19 protein-coding genes and 1 tRNA gene are annotated in these 20,442 nt (G+C 64.5%); 10 read left to right on the forward strand and 10 right to left on the reverse strand.

Annotated features, from left to right (window positions below):
* The first annotated feature begins 305 nt into the window (after positions 1-305).
* Entirely contained in the window at positions 306-746 is a 441-nt protein-coding gene (locus tag HLA98_RS12360; RefSeq protein WP_057500954.1) for a low molecular weight protein-tyrosine-phosphatase, read from the forward strand.
* Between the two features lie 38 nt (positions 747-784).
* Positions 785-3,013, forward strand: coding sequence for a polysaccharide biosynthesis tyrosine autokinase (locus HLA98_RS12365; protein ID WP_057500955.1), 2,229 nt, complete (start codon positions 785-787; stop codon positions 3,011-3,013).
* A gap of 182 nt (positions 3,014-3,195) precedes the next feature.
* On the opposite strand, the gene HLA98_RS12370 is transcribed toward HLA98_RS12365, so the two are convergent.
* The 6 genes from HLA98_RS12370 to HLA98_RS12395 all read right to left on the reverse strand — a co-directional run bounded on the left by HLA98_RS12370 (position 3,196) and on the right by HLA98_RS12395 (position 8,994).
* Entirely contained in the window at positions 3,196-5,316 is a 2,121-nt protein-coding gene (locus HLA98_RS12370) for a YjbH domain-containing protein (protein ID WP_057500956.1), read from the reverse strand.
* Positions 5,316-6,089: a capsule biosynthesis GfcC family protein gene (locus HLA98_RS12375; RefSeq protein ID WP_057500957.1), complete on the reverse strand. Its 774-nt coding sequence runs from the start codon at positions 6,087-6,089 to the stop codon at positions 5,316-5,318. The genes HLA98_RS12370 and HLA98_RS12375 overlap by 1 nt, the downstream gene beginning before the upstream one ends.
* Positions 6,086-6,778 (reverse strand): YjbF family lipoprotein, encoded by a 693-nt coding sequence (locus HLA98_RS12380; protein ID WP_057500980.1) that lies wholly within the window; start codon positions 6,776-6,778, stop codon positions 6,086-6,088. Before HLA98_RS12380 ends, HLA98_RS12375 begins: the two co-directional genes overlap by 4 nt.
* Before the next feature lie 13 nt (positions 6,779-6,791).
* Positions 6,792-7,898 (reverse strand): polysaccharide biosynthesis/export family protein, encoded by a 1,107-nt coding sequence (locus HLA98_RS12385; RefSeq protein ID WP_057500958.1) that lies wholly within the window; start codon positions 7,896-7,898, stop codon positions 6,792-6,794.
* 88 nt (positions 7,899-7,986) lie between these two features.
* The gene (locus tag HLA98_RS12390; RefSeq protein ID WP_049421333.1) at positions 7,987-8,295 is read right to left on the reverse strand and encodes a hypothetical protein; all 309 of its coding nucleotides are present in this window, start codon (positions 8,293-8,295) and stop codon (positions 7,987-7,989) included.
* 108 nt (positions 8,296-8,403) lie between these two features.
* Complete coding sequence (locus tag HLA98_RS12395) at positions 8,404-8,994, reverse strand: phosphatase PAP2 family protein (RefSeq protein WP_057500959.1); 591 nt, start codon at positions 8,992-8,994, stop codon at positions 8,404-8,406.
* Positions 8,995-9,103: 109 nt separating this feature from the next.
* On the opposite strand from HLA98_RS12395, the gene HLA98_RS12400 reads away from it, so the two are divergent.
* Positions 9,104-9,180: transfer RNA gene (locus HLA98_RS12400), tRNA-Arg, on the forward strand.
* 286 nt (positions 9,181-9,466) lie between these two features.
* Positions 9,467-9,931 carry a GNAT family N-acetyltransferase gene (locus tag HLA98_RS12405; RefSeq protein WP_057500960.1) on the forward strand — a complete coding sequence of 155 codons (465 nt, stop codon included), beginning with the start codon at positions 9,467-9,469 and terminating at the stop codon, positions 9,929-9,931.
* A 7-nt stretch (positions 9,932-9,938) separates the two neighbouring features.
* On the opposite strand, the gene HLA98_RS12410 is transcribed toward HLA98_RS12405, so the two are convergent.
* Positions 9,939-10,496 carry a GNAT family N-acetyltransferase gene (locus HLA98_RS12410; protein WP_057500961.1) on the reverse strand — a complete coding sequence of 186 codons (558 nt, stop codon included), beginning with the start codon at positions 10,494-10,496 and terminating at the stop codon, positions 9,939-9,941.
* Positions 10,497-10,639: 143 nt separating this feature from the next.
* On the opposite strand from HLA98_RS12410, the gene HLA98_RS12415 reads away from it, so the two are divergent.
* The gene (locus HLA98_RS12415; protein WP_057500962.1) at positions 10,640-11,533 is read left to right on the forward strand and encodes a helix-turn-helix domain-containing protein; all 894 of its coding nucleotides are present in this window, start codon (positions 10,640-10,642) and stop codon (positions 11,531-11,533) included.
* Here the strand turns inward: HLA98_RS12415 and HLA98_RS12420 are convergent.
* Positions 11,481-12,311 (reverse strand): universal stress protein, encoded by an 831-nt coding sequence (locus HLA98_RS12420; protein WP_057500981.1) that lies wholly within the window; start codon positions 12,309-12,311, stop codon positions 11,481-11,483. The genes HLA98_RS12415 and HLA98_RS12420 overlap by 53 nt on opposite strands.
* Before the next feature lie 171 nt (positions 12,312-12,482).
* On the opposite strand from HLA98_RS12420, the gene HLA98_RS12425 reads away from it, so the two are divergent.
* A complete protein-coding gene (locus HLA98_RS12425) occupies positions 12,483-13,055 on the forward strand; it encodes a TetR/AcrR family transcriptional regulator (RefSeq protein ID WP_057500963.1) in 573 nt (190 codons plus the stop codon).
* A gap of 25 nt (positions 13,056-13,080) precedes the next feature.
* On the opposite strand, the gene HLA98_RS12430 is transcribed toward HLA98_RS12425, so the two are convergent.
* Together HLA98_RS12430 and HLA98_RS12435 are read right to left on the reverse strand one after the other, a co-directional pair.
* A complete protein-coding gene (locus HLA98_RS12430) occupies positions 13,081-13,440 on the reverse strand; it encodes a response regulator (protein ID WP_057500964.1) in 360 nt (119 codons plus the stop codon).
* Positions 13,430-14,593 carry a two-component system sensor histidine kinase NtrB gene (locus tag HLA98_RS12435; protein WP_405052863.1) on the reverse strand — a complete coding sequence of 388 codons (1,164 nt, stop codon included), beginning with the start codon at positions 14,591-14,593 and terminating at the stop codon, positions 13,430-13,432. Before HLA98_RS12435 ends, HLA98_RS12430 begins: the two co-directional genes overlap by 11 nt.
* Before the next feature lie 151 nt (positions 14,594-14,744).
* Between HLA98_RS12435 and HLA98_RS12440 the strand changes: the two genes are divergently transcribed.
* Genes HLA98_RS12440 through HLA98_RS12455 form a run of 4 tightly spaced genes read left to right on the forward strand, consistent with a single transcriptional unit; the run spans position 14,745 to position 20,375 of the window.
* The gene (locus HLA98_RS12440; protein WP_057500966.1) at positions 14,745-17,849 is read left to right on the forward strand and encodes a response regulator; all 3,105 of its coding nucleotides are present in this window, start codon (positions 14,745-14,747) and stop codon (positions 17,847-17,849) included.
* On the forward strand, positions 17,846-18,670 hold the full coding sequence (locus HLA98_RS12445) for a CheR family methyltransferase (RefSeq protein WP_057500967.1): 825 nt from the start codon (positions 17,846-17,848) through the stop codon (positions 18,668-18,670). The genes HLA98_RS12440 and HLA98_RS12445 overlap by 4 nt, the downstream gene beginning before the upstream one ends.
* Positions 18,670-19,245 (forward strand): chemotaxis protein CheB, encoded by a 576-nt coding sequence (locus tag HLA98_RS12450; protein ID WP_057500968.1) that lies wholly within the window; start codon positions 18,670-18,672, stop codon positions 19,243-19,245. Before HLA98_RS12445 ends, HLA98_RS12450 begins: the two co-directional genes overlap by 1 nt.
* On the forward strand, positions 19,242-20,375 hold the full coding sequence (locus HLA98_RS12455; protein ID WP_057500969.1) for a hybrid sensor histidine kinase/response regulator: 1,134 nt from the start codon (positions 19,242-19,244) through the stop codon (positions 20,373-20,375). Before HLA98_RS12450 ends, HLA98_RS12455 begins: the two co-directional genes overlap by 4 nt.
* Positions 20,376-20,442: the final 67 nt, after the last annotated feature.

Genomic DNA, 20,442 nt, shown 5'->3' on the forward strand with positions numbered 1-20,442 from the left:
CTTCCTTGTAGAGGATCCGTGCATCCAGCAATCGCCTCGCTGCCCGGGGGCTGGTGGCGCCGATCCGGCGGTCAGTCCAACCCGTTAGCTGTTACAATCGATCACACGATGATAACAGAACCTTCACCAAGGCGTGACCTGCGTCCTGATTTCCGGGGGTAGGTCCGAGGGCGCCGCCCCATCAGCCTGGTGGGGCTGGGTTCAGTTACACCCTCATGTCAGGTATGCTGCTTGGCTAACTTTCGTATGCGAAGCGTTGGTGGCTGACGTATGCACCTCACGTCGCCCCGCCAGAGGATTGGCTCATGTTCAACAAGGTGCTGTTGGTCTGCATCGGAAACATCTGCCGAAGCCCAACCGCAGAAGTGCTCATGCGGCATCAGCTTCGGGATCGCACAGGGGTAGAGGTCTCTTCCGCAGGGCTTCAGGCGTTGGTCGGTCGGCCGATAGATGAGACCGCAGGAGAGCTGCTTCGGGAGAAGGGGCATGATCCCAGCGCCCATCGAGGGCGTCTGGCGACGCCATCCGTGCTGGCAGCGGCTGACCTGGTGCTGGTGATGGAACAGTCCCACGTGGCGCGAATCGCCCGCGAGGTTCCTCAGGTAAGCGGCAAGACATTCCTGTTGGGGCATTGGGATGGAAGGGCGGAGATCCCCGATCCCTACCGCCAGCAGCGGATCGCGTTTGAACACGTCTACGGTTTGATCGAGCAGGGCGTTGCCCGCTGGGCCAGCCACATCAAGTAATTGCCGCACTGGTGCGGTTTTTTCACGAAACGGAAGCTATGACCAAGGAAACCAGTGCGCGGCCCACCCGCGAAGACGACGAGATTGATCTGCGGGATCTGCTGGGCGTTCTGATTGACCGCAAGTGGTGGATCCTGGGAACAACCTTCCTGTTCGCGATGGTTGGCGCCGCCTACGCGATCCTGACGCCGCCGGTGTATCGGGCCGAGGCCACGGTGCAGGTTGAGTCGAAGATGCCGACCATTCCGGGTCTTGCAGATCTGACCTCTCTTGGCGGCGGAGGTAGTACCGCGTCCACCACTGAAGTTGCGCTGTTGACCTCGCGCACGATCGTCGGTACCGCGGTCGACAAGATGCAGCTCGAGACGGTCATCGAACCCCGGCGTTTCCCATTGGTGGGGGGGCTGATCGCACGCCGTTTCTCGGGTGAGACCGAGGGCGAAGTGGCGGCTCCGGTTCTGGGGCTTTCCAGCTACGGCTGGGGCGGCGATGAACTGAAGATTCATCGCCTGGATGTTCCGGCCCGGTTGCTCGACGAGCCGATGACGCTTGTCGCAGGTGACAAGGCTGGGGAGTACTCGCTGCTTGATGACGAGGGCGAGGCCATTGTCAACGGCAAGGTCGGTATGCCTGCCGAGGCGCAGGGAATCAAGATTGAAGTCGCGAGCCTGAACGCCAATCCGGGCATGCGCTTCACGCTGACCAAGCAGCGCCGCCTTGATGTCATCGCCGGGCTGCAGGAAAACATCCGTGCATCCGAACAGGGCAAAGACTCGGGCATCCTTCGCGTCAGCTACGAAGACACCGATGCGGATCGTGCACAGTTGCTGGTGCAGAACATTGCCGAAGCGTACGTCCGGCAGAATGTTGATCGAGGCTCCGCCGAGGCGGCAACGCAGCTTGCGTTTGTGAAGGACCAGCTCCCCACCGTTCGCAAGCAGGTTGAGGATGCGCAGGCGGCCATGGCTGCCTACCAGTCCCGTTCGAATTCCGTCGACATTACGATGCAGACCAAGGGGCTGCTCGAGCAGGAGGTCGCCGTTGAGGCAAGCATCCAGCAGCTGCGCCTGAAGCAGGCGGAAATGGACCGAAGCTTCACCCGTGAGCATCCGGCCTACCGTGCGATGCTGAACCAGATCGGCGAGCTTGAGGCGCGCAAGAGTGGTTTCCGTCGCGAGGTCAGCGCACTGCCCGATACGCAGCAGGAGCTGCTGCGTCATACCCGGGATCTGCAGGTCAGCAATGAGCTGTATACCGCCTTGTTGAATCAGGCGCAGCAGTTGGATGTTGCGCGGGCCGGTACGGTTGGCAATGTGCGGATCGTTGACGATGCAATCGTCGATATCAGCAAGCCGGTGAAACCTCGCAAGCCGCTGATTGTGCTTGTATCGTTCCTGTTGGGCGCATTCCTGTCCACTGCTGCCGCCTTCCTTCTCCGCATGCTGAATCCTGGCGTGGAGGATCCGGCGCAGATCGAGGAACTGGGACTGCCGGTGTATGCCGCCATTCCGCTCAGCAACTCGCGGAATCTTCTGAAGGTTCAGAAGGGCAAAGGGGGCAAGAAGCGTGTGGTGGCAGATGGCCGCTCCCATCTTCTGGCCGCCGCCGAGCCCGCCGACCTGGCGGTGGAGGCATTGCGCAGCCTCCGCACAAGCCTGCACTTTGCAATGCTTGAGGCCAAGAACAACATTCTGGCCATCTCGGGCCCGCGGCCCGGCGTCGGCAAGACCTTCATTTCGGCGAACCTGGCGGCCGTCGTCGCCCAGGCGGGCCAGAAGGTTCTTGTCGTGGACGTTGATATGCGAAAGGGCACCCTGCACAAGGTGCTGGGCGTGTCGCATTCCCGGGGCTTGTCTGACGTGCTGGCCGGCAAGGTGCCGCTGCAGGATGCGATTCATGCCGTCCCGGGCTTGGAGAACATGCATTACATTACTCGGGGTGATATTCCGCCGAACCCGTCCGAGCTGCTGATGCACCCGCGGTTCTTGCAGCTGCTGGAGGGTCTGGCCAAGGAATATGACCTGGTCATCGTCGATACGCCGCCGATTCTTGCGGTCACAGACGCCGCAATTGTGGCCAACCATGCAGGCTCTACCTTGATGGTGACTCGATTCGGCGTGAACCAGCCGAAGGAGATCGAGCTCTCGATGAAGCGTTTCGAGCAGAATGGCGTGAAGGTGAAGGGCGCGATCTTCAATGCAGTGGAGAAACGCGCCACGGGTTATTACAGCTATGGCTACTACGAGTACGCCTCAAGCGAGAAGTGATTGCTTGGATGGGGTGAGCTGAAGAGCCTTCCCCTCGGAAAGACAGATAGGGTCGGTTGCATTGCAACCGGCCCTTTCTTTTGGCTGCAGGACACCAGGGCAGCGCAGGCAAACGAGAAGGGCCGGCTGCGCTGGCAGCCGGCCCTTCCCTGGTCTCTGTCGAGTGGCTTGGAAGCCCGTCGTCAGTCGTCGATTCTGTCGAGATTATCGAAGAAGAAGTCCGGATCCCGCTCTGAAGTCAGCTGGTACAGCGCATAGCTTCGACTTAACCGCGCGCCACCATCCCGATACAGCGGATTCCAAGCGAACGTCGCACGCGCGCGGGTTGAACGTGGCAACAGGAAGTCGAAGGGAATCGAAATGAAGATGCCCTTGTCGAAGCTGCCTTCGCCAAAATCCTTGGACGACACATCGGTCTTGGTGGCGTATGCGCCCATGTTGACGCCATTGTCGAACGCGCGCGCAACTGAGATTGTGGCACCCCAGTCCTTCGCCAGGTAGCGGCCGGCGCTGATCATGCTGGTGATCTTGTGCTCGTCGCCCCACTGATAGTAGAAGCTGGCGTGGCCGGTGGTGGTGCTGTAGTCGCGGAAGCTGAAGCGCTGATCGAAATCGCGCTGCTTCACCCAGTTCAGTTCGGCGCCCACGGCCCAGCGCTCGTTGAGGGGGCGGTAGAGGATCTCGCCACCCACGCCGCCGTACATGGCCTCGAACAGGCCGGCATAGGCCGAGCCATACAGGTCTTTGCCCAGCTGATGATTGCTTGTGAACTGCAGGTTGGTCAGGGTCAGGTCTTCCGTAGTCAGGTACTTACGGATGTTGGTGCGAACCCGAGGCAGGTTGCTTGGCGCGTCGTAGCGGAAGCGGTCGTAGTTGTTGTACGCGTTGTAGCTGACTGTTCCACTCAGCCAGCTATTCCGCGTGAAGTGGAAATTGGCCGAGTAGGTGCCTGCGACCTGGAACAGGAAGAAGCCATCAGGACCGCCAAGCTGCTGCTGGTATCCAATATTGAACGCGCCGTCGTAGCGTCGAAGTGGCGCCGCATAGAGGCTCTCACGGCGCTGCTGCGCAGGCGCTGCCTGCTCGATGTGTCCGGCCAATTCGCTCAGCGGGGTGCGATTGTCGAGGTAACTGTTGAAGGTGCTGCGCTCGATGCTGCTTTCCACGACGGGTACGCCCAGACGGGTATTCTCGATCGTGAACCAGGTGGTATCGGATGGCAGTTCGGAATCCAGGATCCGCGCCGCACGGCCAACGCCCTGTGCCGGGTAGTAGAACCGACGTTGTTCGCCGCTGACAATGATTTCCGATCCACGTCGGCTGATGCCTGTGACACGGAGGCCGGCGTTCTCTTCCAGGGTCCGACTCAAGGCGGGCCAGTCGATGTCATCCATTGACTGCGCAGAGGGTGCCGCGGATGCTCGCGCAACCGGAGGCGGATCCAGTAGCTTGGGCGTGGATTTCGCTCGTGCCACATTGCCGCGCAGGGTAATGCCGAACATGGCTGTGTCGCCGCGCTCCCAGCCAAGATGCAGTTGCACGTTGGGATTCACGGCATAGCTTGCGCCCAGATTGATCGGGCTCTTTTGTGTTTGATTGTTGTTCTGTGGTTCGCGCTTGTAGTCGTTGCCGTCGTACTCAAGCTTCAGCTGCAGGGGTTCCCACGGTGTCTGGTACGCGATGCCGCCGAAGATGCCGACGGGACCGCGGAACATGCCCTTGCTGTTGAAGTTGCCGGTGCCCTGCGCGCGCGGACGCTCTTCAAAGCGATCGCTGATCACCCGAAGCGGATTCGAGAAATCACCTCGATTGCCAATGTAGCCGGTGGCAACGCCGAGGCTTGCATCGATCGGTCCGAACCGCTTGCTCGCAACCAGGTATTCGCTGGAGAACAGGCCGGTGCCACCGATATCGCGGAAGCCTGCGGACAGCTCGGGCGCCCACCGGCTTTCCTGCCAGAGCCGGACCTTCAGGTCGATCGACTTGTCCTTGTAGTTCTGCTTGCCGCTCAGCCATTCCGGACCATAGCGGCGGTTCGCTACTGAAACATAGCGGAATGCGCCTTCGACCCAGGGCAGAGGTTGCATCACCACGTTGTAGCGGCTGTAGGGCGAGGTATGGCTTGCGGTGAAGCTCACCTCGCCGTCGTCGGCCATGCGTGCGGTGGGGGTCTGCAGCAGGCCAACGCCGCCCCAATCGCTTGCGGTGGGAGAAGGGGCAGTTTGTGCGTGCAATACAGCACTGACGCTGAGGCTGAGAAGGGCGACACCGGCGCGTGCCAGTGGGATGGAGCGATGGCGCATCAGTACGAAACTCCGGGTGCATCCAGCACCTGGGTGGCAAGGAAGCGCACGGCATCCTCGTTGACATCGGGGGCAATCGTGCGGATCTTTGTGGCGTCCAGCGGCACGTAGATCACCGCCCCAGGAGCAAGGTGCACGGGCATGCTGCGGTTCCACAGGGCCACGCCGAGTTGCTGCACTTTGCCGTCGGGCTGGATGACGTAGAGATCATCCCGGCTCGCCGCTGGCAGCAAGGCACACGCGTTGCGGTAGCTTCGTGCGTCGACTGTGGCTTGATGCTGCAGCTTGCAAGGCTGTACCACGGCGCCAACAACCTGCACGGATTCGGGTCGGCCAGGGTAGACGATGCGGTCGCCCGCCAGCGCGGGCCGATTCTCCGATGCACTGGCTTCCAGGCGGCGCGGATCAAGAAGCTGCGGTTCGCGTCCGGTCACTGGCAGATCACCGAGATCGCGCGCCAGCTGTGCGGCTGCGTCGGCAAGCTCCGGCGCATCCTGCTGGGAAGCGAGCGTTTCAAGATCGAAGAGCAGCCCCGCTTTGAGGCGGGTCTGTGGCGTCAGTGCACGTTGCCGAAGAAGGGCGGCGCCCAGCATATAGGCTTTTTCTTCCGGCGCTGCAGCGAGTGCGGCTGCGCTGAGGCGGGCATCGGCGGGAAGCGTGTGCATGCCGGGATTGCGAACATGGCCGACCGCTTCGACGCCAATCGGCGATGAGGCGTGCGCATGGGTGGCCAGCGCCAGTGCCAGCCCAAGGATGATCGGTCGCAGTGTCATCGGTTCTGCAGGTCCTGCGAGTAGGGCTTGAGCTGGACAACTTCAAGGCTGGTGTCGGGTGCGATGGCCTGGATGCTCTTCCAGATGAACCCGTTGGCAGGATCGACCCAGTAGTGGTTGTCGCGCTTCCAGCCGTCGCCCTGAAGCCGCTCCCGCACGTGCAACAGCTCGCGCTCGCTCCCCAAGATATGGACCTTCTCTTTGCCCACGGTGGCCAGGGTGCCGGTGACGCTGATTCCATAGCGGTAATCAGGCATGACATCGTAACGGCGCTGCACGGTCGTGCCGTTTGCTATCCGGTGCAGCGCGTGGAAGGGGGAGTCCCCTTCGAACGTCATGTCTTGAAGTTCCGGGCTGCTGCCGTGGGTGCCGACGACGACACCATCATTGAGGAAGACGATGCTTCGCTCGGAGCTGTACCAGGCCTGGCGCCCGGAGTCGATGTTGCCAAGCACCAGAACAGCGCCGCCTGCCGGACCGGTGACCTTGATCTGCGGGAATCGATTGGCGGCCACCTCGGCGGCCGTAGGCTCCACGTCGGGCTTGCCCTGCAGTGCCATTTGGACCGACTTGACGCTGGTCTTGCCCACAACGCCGCAACTGGTTGCGGTGATGAGTACAAGCAAGGCCAGTGCCACGGGGCGCTGGCGGTTTGCGTGTCGGGTGGCGGCCTGAGCGATCCTGCTCATGGTGCGGGCCACCTTACTTGTCCAGGTCGCTGCGCGCGCTGGCGGCGTTGCTGATGATGGCGGTGAATGGCAGCAGCTGGTTCACGAACCGGCTCCAGCGGGTCACGCCAGCGGCGCCGACGAACACGACATCGCCGGGCTGCAGGTCGAACTGGCTGGCCACGGCAAATGCGGTTGGTGACTTGGCTTCCAGATGGAACACCTGTGACGGAGTGCTCTGCAGGTCGTTCGAGCCGCGGATCACATAGACAGCGTTGCCATTCGACGTGGTCTGCAGCAGGCCGCGCGCACGGCCAAGTGCCTGGCTCAGGGAAATCTCGCCGGTCTTGAAGTTCATTGCGCCCGGCTGATTGACTTCGCCGACCACGAATACTTCCTTGTGGTCGAGATAGGGCACGTAGATGTGATCGCCGGACTTGAGGAACACATTGGTGTCACCGCCGCCGCTGCGACCCAGTCGGTCGAGATCGATGGTGTAGGTGGTGCCATCACGCGTCAGGCGAATGCCGGACAGGTCGGCCTGCGCAGGGTCAAGGCCTGCCTGGCTGATGGCATCGCCCATCGTCAGCGGCGTTACCGTCAGAGGAACAGTGGCGGCCTGACGCGAGGCGCCGGTGACCCAGACGCGTTGGCTGGCATAGGTCAGCATGGAGACGTCCACCTGCGGCGCTTCGATGTAGCGGGCCAGCTTGGTGGAGATCTCCTCGCGCAGTTCGCCGGGCGTCTTGCCCGTTGCGGTGATCTTGCCGATGTAGGGATAGAACAGCGTTCCGTCGGACTGCACGAGGCGGCCTGCGGCGTTCAGCTGCTGCTGCGGGCCGGCTGGCACCGTCAGTTCGGGGTGATCCCAGACCGTGATATAGAGAATATCGCCGGCGCCGATGCGGTAGGGGCCTGGCTGATACTGGGTCAGGGCAGCGGGCAGCGCCGCGACGTCGCGGGTGGCGCGCTCCATGGCGATGAGCTTGGGCGTGATCGGAATCAGTTCGATCTGGTCATTGCCGATGGGCTGATCATCGCGAGCGAAGGTGCTCGAGCGAAGATGCTGGCCTGGCGCCCACATGCAGCCGGTCAGGGTGAGTGCCACCGTCATTGTGGCTACGAAACGCTTGCAGTCCATCGAAATCTGTTCCTGGCCCGAACGGGCATGAAAAAACCCTCGCCGAACGTCGCCCGGCGAGGGCGGGGTTACTGCTTCGGCTGACCGGTCAGTTGGTGCCGGTGGTGCCGGTCGTACCGGTGGTGCCGGTGGTGCCAGTCGGCGGATTGGTGGTGCCGGTGCCGCCATTGTTGCCCGCATCATCCTTGCTGCTGTCAGCGGCAACGCTGTACAGCACGCCAGCAGCGGCAACGCCCAGGCCCACGGTGGCGACGGTGGTCAGGGTGCCAGTGGCGGCAGCGCCAGCAGCTTCAGCGCCAGCAACCTCAGCGCTGGTTTCGGCAGCGACAGGAGCTTCCTGAGCGAACACCGGCGAGGACAGGCCCAGCAGGGCCAGGGCGGCAATCATCTTCTTCATCTACGGGGTCTCCTACTCCGTGAGGGAAATTTTTCCACCGCTATGTTGGCGGCTATTCATTTGCCCTGTCAAGGAACGTGAAGAAATTGTGCAGTTGTGTTGGCGGTTTCAGAATTGCTGGAAGATCTCGGCCCTGCCGGAAATGAACTTTGCCAGCGCGATGACGAGTTGGTGCGTGTGGATATCGGGCAACGCGAGGGGCAGAACCATTCCCGCGAGTACGGCAGCAGCAGCTGCCACTAAGTTCGGACGAGACGAGGCGTGCGCGGTGTGCACTACCCATGTGCTGCAACCCAATCCAAGCATCAGCCCGGCAATGACCTCCGAAAGGCTATGCGCGTGCAACGGGATTCGTGACCAGCCAATGGCGATGGCCAGCAGCACGCCGATTGCCAGGCCGATCGCTCGTGCGCGCTTGCCAGGTCCGGCGAGCAGCGCACCAACGACCGGATAGACGACACTGGACATCGCCGCATGTCCGGAAAACCCGGTGAAGTGCACGCTCTTGATGCCAATCCCCCAGCCCATGAAGGCCAGCTTTGAGGCAAGCGTGACACCGGCGGTGGCGGCGATGGCCAGCAGCCATCGCCATTTCATGCGTACATCTGTGCGGGGCAGGGTGATCAGCAGCACCAGGGCCATCGGCAGCAGCCAGCGGCTGTCGCCGAGGGTGGAGAGGGTTCGCCAGACGTCGGACATCCAGTTCACAACGGGTCGCGGCGGGCCAGCATATCTACTCCGAGGGCTGCGCAGAACGCCCCGCGCTTGGTCCATTCAGCCAGACGCGGTATCCTTTGCTGCTGCCAATGGCCCCGTAGCTCAGCTGGATAGAGCGTCCCCCTCCTAAGGGGAAGGTCGCCCGTTCGAATCGGGCCGGGGTCACCACCCGCCATACCGCATGGCAACCGCAGTCCGGTGTTCTACAACACCCCAGCCCGCCCAGCACCGCCGCCACCTCCTCACGCTCACCGCCCCGCAGCTCCTGCAAAGGCAGTGGCAGTGACAGGCAGTCTTCGCCGCACAGCCCAGCAGGGCCGCCGCGCAGGCCATGACGCGATTCCCATCAAGCCGGTCATACAAAGACCACACCGGCGCCAGTCGTGCCCACAGGGCCATGGCACCCTTCTCGTGCAGCGTGTCTGCCCAGTGCAAATGGCGCACCATGAGTGTCATGGAACCGAACCTTCGCCCCGTCCAGCCTTCCCACTACGCCGCCGTCGCCCGTTGGTCCGAATCCGCCGAAACCACCCAGCGCTGGGCGGGCCCGGGCGTGCCGTTTCCCTTGCCGCCGGAACGGTTCGCGCAGGTGCTCGAACTCGAGTCGCGGCCGGGCTGGGCGCTGCTGGACGAGCAGGACCTTTGTGTAGGCTTTGGCCAGTACTGGATGACCGACGCCGGCACCGCGCACCTGGGCCGCATCATTGTTTCCCCACTGGCGCGCGGGCGCGGCCTTGGCCGGCTGCTCATGCAGGCCTTGAGTGCACAGGCGCTGCGCGAAGACGGTATCCAGCGGCTCACCCTGCGCGTCTATCGTGACAACACGGCCGCCGTGGCCCTGTACCGCGATCTCGGTTTCCAGCAGGTTGAAGCGTCCTCAACGCCGGAACTTCTGTTCATGCAGCGCAGGTCGGGCTGAATCCCGTTCAAGCCGGTGTGGCGGCCTGCAGGGCACACCATTGCTCCCGGGTGATGCGGCTGATGTGCTCGGTACGGTAATCGCCAAGGAAGCTGTTGAACTTGTTCACTTCGGTATGGTGATGCTGGAAACCGCATTTGCTCTGCGCGGTGAGTGATTGCAGGTTGTCAGCGAAGTAGCCGCACCATAGCGCTTCCAGCTCCAGCTGCACGAATGCATGCCGCATCACTTCGCGCACCGCTTCGGGTACCAAACCGCGGCCCCAGTACGGTACGCCGATCCAGTAGGCGATCTCGCCTTCGCGGTCGCTGATCTCGAAGTTGCTGTCGGCGCCGATGAGGATCCCGACACAGCCGATGGCGCGGCCGTCTTCGCGGTTCTGCAGTGCGTAGACCTCCGGCCGGTTGAAGACGGTGCGGATGATTTCGGTACTTTCCTCGACACTGGTGTGGACCGGCCAACCGGCGATCGGACCCACGCGCGGGTCGCGGGCATACTCGAACAGATCGGCGGCGTCGGTGTCTCGCCAGGGGCGAAGGATCAAGCGTTCGGTGTGCAACTGCATGTCGATTCCAGGGGGCAAAGAGAGTGCACAGGCTAGGTCGCCAGGCGCGTGCGGCCCAGAGCGGGACCTTGATGGTTTCGGTACTTTTCGCAACCCACCGCCGTCCCGGTATGCTGGGGCCCGGAATACAGCCGGATCGGCCCATGGACCGCGTACCGCAGCTTCTGGACCAGGACGAATCCATGCGCCTGGAGTTCAGCACGCTGGCCGAAGGGCAGGGCGTCCCGTTGTCGTTCGGTCACGCCTATCTGGCGGTGCTGGTATGCGTCTCGGGGCGCGCGCGCTTTGCTCTGAACTTCCGCGAGGTAGCGGTGCAGCGCCATGACGTGCTGGTGCTGGCCGAGGACACGCTGGCGCTGCTGCGGCAACGCTCGCGCGGCTTTCTGGCGATGGTCTGCCTGATGCCCAAGGCGTTGGCATCGGAGGTGGCCTATGTGCTGCCCAATGCGCTGTTCCAGTTCCTGCACGAACAGCCGCACTGCCGGCCGTCACCGCTGGATGTGCCGTTGCTGCAGGGATGGCTGCAGTTGATGATGGACGCGCAGCACAACGGTGGACGGCATCGCCACGTGATGTTGCGCAATCTGCTGCAGAGTTTCTTCCTGAAGATGGCCATGTTGCTGCCGAAGCAGAAGAGGGCGCTTGCGCAGGTCAGCCGACGCGAGCGCCTGGCCTGGAACTTCTGGGAGCTGGTCGGGCAGCGCAGTACCCGCCAGCGTGACGTGCAGTCCTATGCAGAGGCGCTGTGCATCACCCCGTTCTATCTCTCGCAGTTGACCCGCGAGTGCTTCGACGAGACGCCGAAGGCGTTGATTGATCGCCAGGTGGTGCTGGAGATCAAGGCACTGCTCACCTACAGCGAGTTACCGATCGGTCGCATCGCCGAGCGCCTGTGTTTCGAGGATGCGTCCTACCTGTGCCGCTATTTCCGGCGGCATACCGGCCAATCGCTGACCGGTTACCGCCGGGCGGGGCAGGGCGGCACTAATGTGATACGAACAGCGGCGCCGGTACTTCGGCCAGCAGATCCTCGGTAACTCCGCCGAGCACGCGCTCGACCACCCGGCTGCGGCTGTAAGGGCCCAGCACCAGCAGGTCGGCGTCGGCATCCAATACGTGTTGGCGGATGGTTGCAGCAACGCCGCCCTGGCTCGAACTGATCGTCTGGATCTCCACTTCAACGCCATGCCGCGACAGATGCTGGGCCATCTCTGCGCCCGGTGTGGCCTCGGCTTTGGGGGTGTCGACCATCAACAGGTGCACCGCTTGCGCACGCGCGAGCAATGGCAACGCATCGGCCACCGCGCGGCGCGCCTGCTTGCTGGCATTCCAGGCCACCACGATGCGACGGCCGACCTGATCGCCCTGCCAGTGCGGTGGCACCAGGAGCATCGGCACGCCGGTCTGGCGCAGCGTGCCCAGTGGATGCCAGCCGGTGGGCGCGCCTGGTGTGTGCGGATAGCCGGCGATGATCAGGTCGCAGTACAGCGACTGCAGCGCCAGGTCGGCGCCGCCCAGATAGTCCGAGACGATGCGCAGTTCGGTGCTGATCTGCAGCGGCTCGGACACGGCACGCAGGTTCTGCATCAACTGCGCGGTGCAGGCGGCATCCGCGCGCGCCTCATGGTCCAGCGCGGCGGCGATGCCGGCACCGCGCGCGAAGCCGTTGGCGATGTCGGTGGGATGCAGGGCCGTGGAGACTGCGACCAGATGCGCCTGCTGCGCCTGCGCCAGATGGGCGGCGATGTTGAGAACGCGGTGCCCGGTGTCGCTGGCGTCGAACAGCACGGCGATATCACGTAGTGGATGCAGCATGGCGTTGGCTCCTTCGATGCCTGTGACGCGTTCCCTGCCGTGCACCGACCCGGGTGCACCGGACGCATCACCGTTGTAGCGCATCCGTGATTCGGATGAATCATCTTTGATTCAGTTTATTAATTGATGATTCATGCTAGCGTGAGGGCGAGCCTACACCTCAGTGCTTTCATGCGACCTGCCGCAGCACGCACCCGCCGCGACCTGCACCACGCCCTGGCAGCTACCCTGGTCAGCCATCCACGCTGCACCCTCAGCGAACTCGCGCGCGGGGCGGGCATCAGCCGCGCGACCCTGTACCGGTTTGCGCCGACCCGGGAGGCGATCGACGTGGCCCTGTTCGCAGCCGGGTTCGAGCGTCTGGAAGCGGCGGGGGCCTGGTTCGATGAGGGCGGTGATGCACGCCACGTGCTGGAGCAGGTCACCGCCACGCTGTTGGCGGACTGGGAGCTTGTGACGTTGCTGTTCGCGCGGATGATGGAAGAGCAGCAGCGACAGGGGGACCTGCACCTGCTGCCCGAGCGCTGGGCGCCGATCGGCGAGCGTTTCGAGGCCTTTTTCCTGCGCGGCCAGAAGGCCGGCGTGTTCAACGTCGAGTTCAGTGCGGTGTGGCTGGCCGATTTCTACTGGACCTGCTTCTACGGCATTACCTGGTCACTGGCACGCGGTCGGCTGGCGCCGGCGGCGGCAGCCTCTACGCTGCTGGCTTCGTTCCAGCGGGGGGCGATGAAAGGTTGGCCGTAGGGGCGCCCGGCCGGGGCGCCGTGACTTACGCCTGCTTCAGCAGCTGCACCAGCTGGCGCAGGCGATAGGGCTTGGGCAGGAACTCGACCTGCTCGGGCAGCGGCGGCAGCTGAGAGCGGGCGTAGCCGGACGACAGGATCATCCGTGCCTGCGGCTGTTCGCGCGCCACATGCTCGCTCAGCTCGATGCCGGACATGCCGTTGGGCATGCTGACGTCGCTGAACACCACGTCGAAGCGGGCTTCGCCCTTGAGCAGTTCCGCTGCCTCGTGGCCATCGGCGGTCGTGGCCACTTCGATGCCGAGGTCGCGCAGGGCCAGGCCGATCATTTCACGCAGATCGGTCTGGTCTTCCACCATCAATACGCGGATCGGGTCATCGGTCATCGGCAGGGTCCTCCATTGCGGGGAGCAGCAGGCTGACCGTGGTGCCGACACCGGGCGTGGTGGACACGTCGACGAAGCCGCCGCTCTGGGTAGTGAATCCGAACACCTGGCTCAGGCCGAGGCCGCTGCCTTTGCCGATGTCCTTGGTGGTGAAGAACGGCTCGGTCGCCCGTTCTGCGATGTCGGCCGCCATCCCGTGGCCCTCATCGCAGACGCTGAGGGTGACATAGCCACGTTGCAGCGTGGAGTCTGCATCCGGGTCGAGGCGATGCTCCAGCGCGGTGCCGATCAGGATGCGGCCGCCTTCGAGGGTAGCGTCGGCAGCATTGGCGACCAGATTGGCCAGCGCCGTCTGCAGCTGCAGCGCATCGGTGTTGATCGCCGGCAGGCCGGGCGCCAGCTGGGCATCCAGCACCACCGTGGGCGGGCAGGCGCGTTGCAGGCCTGGCAGCCATTGCTGTATCAGCGCGTTGAGGTCCAGAGCCTCGCGGATCAGGGTCTGTCCGGTGCTGAAGGCCAGCAGCTGGCGGGTCAGCAGAGCACCGCGATCAGTTGCGGTCTGCGCCGCATCAAGCAGTTCGGCGGCGCGCGCATCGTCACCGTTCACGCGCAGCGACAGCAGGTCCAGTGCGTTGCCGATGGTGGTCAGCAGGTTGTTGAACTCGTGCGACAGGCCGCGGCTGAGACGGCCGACGGTCTCGAACTGCTGGGTATTGCGCAGTGCTCGCTGGGCATCACGCAGCAGGCGCTGTGCCTGCCACTGCTCGGTGATGTCGCGGGTGATCTTGACGAAGCCGAGCAGCTCGCCCGCTTCAACCACCGGCTCGATCACCACACTGGCACGGAAGGACGAGCCATCGCGGCGAACCCGCCAGCCTTCACTGGCAACGTGGCCATGCTGCGCTGCATGGCGGAGCAGGCGTTGTGGTTCCCCGGCCTCGCGATCGGCGGCCAGGTAAAAGCGACCAAAGTAGGTGCCTACCACTTCATCGGCTGAATAGCCCTTGATGCGCTCCGCGCCGGGGTTCCAGCTGCAGACGATGCCATCAGGATCAAGCAGGTACAGCGCATGGTCGCGCACGCTGTCGATCAGCAGTCGCAGTTGGCGGGAAGGGTCCGTCAGCACGGACGTCGTAGAGGCGGCAGCGTCCACGTAAAAATGAGTGTTACCCCTGAGAGGCACGTGAAACTAGGCATTCAAGTGTGAAGGGAGCGTGGAGGCGCGACACGTGCCATTTGTCCTGTGCGGCTGAATACGACACGGAGTACCATCACCCACCCTCTGTGTTCTGGAACCGACCTGCATGCGTCCTGGTGCGACTACGCGTGACCGCTGGATCTGGATGACCTCCGCCGTGCTGCTGGCCGCGACCATCGCGTTGGAGCTGGTGGTGCCGCTCGGCTATGCGGTATGGCTGGCGTACTTCCTGGCCGTTGGCGTGACCGTGTTCCAGCGCAGTGCGCGGGCGCCGTTCATCGTGGCCGTCCTTGCCTGCATCCTGCTGATCATTGGCTACAACGTCGCGCCGGCCAGCTCCAACTCGGCGTTCTCGTTCGTCAACCGCAGCATCGGTGGCGTCGCATTCCTGATGATTGCGCTGATTGTCTCCCGTGCCATCCAGGCACGTCGCGAAGCAATGCGGGCGCTGTGGCTGCAGGAAGCGGAGAACGCGGTGGCCACGAGCCTGCGCGGTGACCTGGGTCCCGAGCAGATTGCCGAAGCGGCGGCAACCAGCCTGGGTGCCCAGCTGCAGGCAGACGTCGCCGCCGTCTACCGCCTGGAAGGCGGGCGACTGCAGCTGACCGGCGGCCTGGCGTTGCCGTCGGGCATGCCGGCGTCGCTGGCATTGCAGGAAGGCGTGGCCGGGCAGGTGGCGCGGGATGAACGCATCCGCCACCTGCACGGGGGCGACGATGCGGTGCTTGAGCTGCAGACCAGCCTGGGCCGGTTGCCGGTGCGCGAGCGTGTCCTGGCGCCGATTAGCAGCGATGGTGCGGTGGTGGGCATCATTGAGCTGGGGCGCACCCGCGCTGGCGAGCAGCAGCGACTCGATATTGAACTGCTGGAACGCTGCGCCGAGACCATCGGCATGGCGCTGCGTGCATCGCTGCTGCGCGCGCAACTGGTGGTGCTGCTGGAGGAATCCCAGCGCCAGGGCGAGGAGCTGCAGGCCCAGCAGGAAGAGCTGCGCGTGGCCAACGAGGAACTGGAGGAACAGAGCCGCAGCCTGCAGCAGTCGCAGGCCCATCTGGAAGAACAGCAGGCCGAGCTGGAACAGAGCAACGTGCAGCTGGAAGAGCGCACCCACGAGCTGGAGGCACAGAAGCAGGCGCTGCTGGTCGCGCAGAGCCAGCTGGTGCGCAACAGCAACGAACTGGCCGCGACCTCGCGCTACAAGTCCGAATTCCTGGCCAACATGTCGCACGAGCTGCGCACGCCGCTGAACAGCTCCTTGATCCTGGCCAAGCTGCTGGCCGACAACAAGGACGGCACGCTCACCGAAGAACAGGTGAAGTACGCGCGTGCGATCCTGTCGTCCAACAACGATCTGCTGGCGCTGATCAATGACATCCTGGACCTGTCGCGCATCGAGGCCGGCCACGTCGAGCTGGCCGATGAAGTGGTGGTGACGGGCAGCGTGCTGCAGCGCCTGCGCGAGACCTTCGAGCCGATGGCGCGGCAGAAGGGCCTGGCGTTGCAGATCGAGGCCGATGCGCTCGCCCCCAGCCAGCTGGTGGTCGACAGCCAGCGGCTGCAGCAGATCCTGAAGAACCTGCTGGCCAACGCGGTGAAGTTCACCGAGCACGGAAAGGTCAGCCTGCACGTGCGCGCGGCCGGCCAGGGGCGCATCCGTTTCGAGGTCTGCGACAGCGGTATCGGCATTGCCCGCGAGCAGCTGCAGGTCATCTTCGAGGCATTCCGCCAGGCTGATGGCAGCACCCGCCGCCGCTACGGTGGCACCGGCCTTGGGCTGTCGATCTCGCGCGATCTGGCCGAGCGCATGGGCGGCAGCATCCAGGTCGACAGCGAACCGGGCCGCGGCAGCTGCTTCATCCTGGAGCTGCCGTTGCAGGGCGCGCCCGCCTCGAAGGTGGCTGACATCGCCGCCGCCCCCGTGGTGTCGCCGGTTCAGGCCGCTGTGCCGTCGAATCCGGTGCCGGCAACGGCTGCTGCGGTGGCACCGGCGACGACGGCGCCCAGCGTGGCCGATGACCGCGGTCGTCGCCAGCACCCCGGCCGCCTGATCCTGGCCGTCGAGGATGACGCCACGTTCGCCGAGGCCCTTGTGGCCCTGGCCCATGAACTGGATTTCGACTGCGTGGTGGCCGGCACGGCGGAAGAGGCCCTGGCCCTGGCCAGCGAACTGCGGCCAAACGGCATCCTGCTCGATATCGGCCTGCCGGACGTGTCCGGTCTGAGCGTGCTGGAACGGCTGAAGCGCAACCCAGACACCCGCCACATTCCTGTGCACGTGGTCTCCGCAACGGATCGCAGCCAGGTGGCGCGTGAGCTTGGCGCGATCGGTTTCGCGATCAAGCCGACCACGCGCGAGCGCCTGGTGACCGCCATCGAGCAGCTGGAACAGACCAGCCAGCGCGACGTGCGGCGCCTGCTGATCGTCGAGGACGACAGCGAACTGCGCCACAACCTGGAATTGCTGCTGGGCCGTGATCAGCTGCAGATCGTCGCCGTGGGAACCCTTGCCGGCGCGCTGGAGCAGCTCAGCACGGTGACCTTTGACTGCATGGTGATGGACCTGTCGCTGCCTGACGGCAGCGGCTACGACCTGCTCGAACACATGGCCGGCAACGATGACGTCGGCTTTCCGCCGGTGATCGTCTATACCGGTCGCGCGCTCGGCCGTGAGGAAGAACAGCGCCTGCGCCGCTATTCCAAGAGCATCATCATCAAGGGCGCGCGTTCGCCCGAGCGCCTGCTGGATGAGGTGACCCTGTTCCTGCACAGCGTGGAGGCCAGCCTGCCGACCGACCAGCAGCGCCTGCTGCGCGAGGCGCGCCGGCGCGACACCGTGCTCGATGGACGCACCGTGCTGCTGGCCGAGGACGACGTGCGCAACATCTTCGCGCTGTCCAGCGTGCTCGAGCCGCTGGGCGTGACGCTGGAGATCGCGCGCAATGGACAGGAGGCAGTGGACCGCCTGGCCGAGCGCGAGGTCGACCTGGTGCTGATGGACATCATGATGCCGGAGAAGGATGGCCTGGCCGCGATGCGCGAGATCCGCGCGCAGCGTCACCTGCAGGACCTGCCGATCATCGCGTTGACCGCCAAGGCCATGCCCGATGACCGCGAGCGCTGCCTGCAGGCCGGTGCCAACGATTACATCGCCAAGCCCATCGACGTCGACAAGCTGGTCTCGCTGTGCCGGGTCTGGTGCTCGCGGCAATGAACGAGCAGGGGCTGTTCGACCTGGAACTGAAGGTTCTGCTGGAAGCGCTGTACCAGCGCTACCACTACGATTTCCGTAGTTATGCGGTGTCGTCGCTGCGCCGGCGCATGCGCCAGGCGATGCAGCGCTATGAGTGCGAACGGCTGGTCGACCTGCAGTACCGCCTGCTGCACGAGCCGGACCTGTTCACCCAGGCCATGCAGTTCTTCACCGTGCAGGTCTCGGAGATGTTCCGTGACCCCGCGTACTTCCGTGAGCTGCGCGAGCAGGTGGTTCCGGTACTGCGCACCTATCCCTCGGTGAAGTTGTGGGTGGCCGGTTGCAGCACGGGTGAGGAAGTCTGGTCGCTGGCGATCCTGCTGCACGAAGAAGGCCTGCTTGATCGCAGCATCGTCTATGCCACCGACATCAATCCGGCCGCGCTGGCCACCGCCGAGGCGGGGGCCTATGGCATCGACCGGATGGCCCAGTTCAGTCGCAACTACCTGGCCGCCGGCGGCACGGCGTCGCTGTCCGACTATTACGCCACGGCGTACGACGGTGCGGTGTTCGACCGCCAGCTGCGCCGCAACGTGGTGTTCGCCGACCACAGCCTGGCCACCGATACCGTGTTCTCCGAAGTGCACCTGGTGTCGTGCCGCAACGTGCTGATCTATTTCAACCGCGATCTGCAGGACCGCGCCGTCGGCCTGTTCCGCGAAGCGCTGGTGCACCGTGGCTTCCTTGGCCTGGGCAGCAAGGAGTCGCTGCAGTTCGGGTGCCATCACGACGCCTTCGAGGTCTGTTCGCGAGAGCACCGTCTGTACCGGAAGGTGGCCTGATGACGCTGCGGGTGCGTCCGGCCGTGCTGGTGATCGGCGCGTCCGCCGGTGGCGTGGCGGCTCTGCAGGCGGTGCTCGGTGCGCTGCCGGCGACGCTGCCGGTACCGGTACTGGCCGTGCTGCACCTGCCGCGTGACCGCAGCAGCCGCATTGCCGAGGTGCTGGCGCCGTACTGCGCGTTGCCGGTGCGTGAAGCCGAAGACAAGCAGCCGCTGCAGCCGGGCACGGTGACGTTCGCGCCGCCGGATTACCACCTGCTGGTGGAGGACGCGGGATCGGTGGCGTTGTCGGTGGATGCGCCAGTGCTGTTTTCGCGTCCGGCCATCGACCCGCTGTTCGACTCCGCTGCCGCGGTGTTCGGCGCGCAGGTACTGGCCCTGCTGCTGACCGGTGCCAGCAGTGATGGCAGTGAGGGCGTTGCCGCCGTGCGCCATGCCGGTGGCCACGCCTGGCTGCAATGTCCCGAGGAGGCCGAGGCGTCGATGATGCCGGCTTCCGCCCTGCAGCACGCCGGCGCCGATGCCGTGCTGCCCCTTGAACTGATGTGTCGTCGCCTGAAGGAGTTGTTTGCATGAACCTGCTGCCACCGGACCCTGCGCAGTCGCAGACCCCGGTCAACCTGCTGATCGTCGATGACGTGCCGCAGAACCTGGTAGCCATGCAGGCCCTGCTGCAGCGCGAAGGGGTCAACCTGCTGCTGGCCGGCTCCGGCGCGCAGGCGCTTGAGTTGCTGCTCGAGCACGAGGTGGCATTGGCCCTGCTTGACGTGCACATGCCGGAGATCGATGGTTTCACCCTGGCCGAACTGATGCGCGGTTCCCATCGCAGCCGCGACGTGCCGATCATCTTCCTGACCGCCTCGCCTGACGATCCGCTGCGCGCCTTCAAAGGCTACGAGAGCGGTGCAGTGGATTTCCTGCACAAGCCGGTGGCGCCGCAGGTGATCCTGAGCAAGGTCAACGTCTTCATCGAGCTTTACCAGCAGCGGCAGTTGCTGAAGGCGCGCAACGAGGCGCTGGAACGCGCGCTCAAACTCAACGAAACAATGGCCGCGGTGCTGACCCACGATCTGCGCACGCCGCTGTCGGCGATCCTGCTGTGCACCGACAAGTTGGCGCTGGAGCTTCCGGAAGACAACGCAGGCGCGCAGCAGACCCTTCAGTACCTGGAAGCCAGCACCCTGCGGATGGCGCGGATGGTCGAACAGCTGCTGGATTTCTCGCGGATCCGCAGCGGTGGCCTGAGGCTGGAGGCAAGTGCCTGCGATCTGGCCGACGTGACGCGCGCGGTAGTAGCCGAAGCGGGCAGCGCGCATGGGGCGGACCGGATCCACCTCGACATGCATGGTGATACGCGGCTGCAGGGCGATCTGGACCGTCTCGGCCAGGTTGCCGCCAACCTGGTCGGCAATGCGCTTACCCATGGCAGCGAGGCGAGGGTGGAGGTGGACGGACGCGACCCCCGCAGCGTGCTGCTGCGGGTGAGCAACGCCGGCCGGATCGACGACGCGCTGCTGCCGCGGTTGTTCGAGCCGTTCAAGGCCAGCTTCCACCAGAGCAAGGGCCTGGGGCTGGGCCTGTACATCGTCGATCAGTTCGTGCGCGCGCACGGGGGGCGCATCGCAGCGCGCAACGAGGCCGGGCAGGTGGTGTTCGAAGCCCTGTTGCCGAGGCGCGCAGAAGGGCCGCCTGCAGCGGCAACCTGAATTCTTCAGGAAATGCCCGCGGGTGCTGAGACGGACTCGTCCGCAACTGCTACCGTGGGTGTACATC

This window comes from Stenotrophomonas africana (assembly GCF_013004645.1).
GTDB classification, from domain to species: Bacteria; Pseudomonadota; Gammaproteobacteria; order Xanthomonadales; family Xanthomonadaceae; genus Stenotrophomonas; species Stenotrophomonas africana.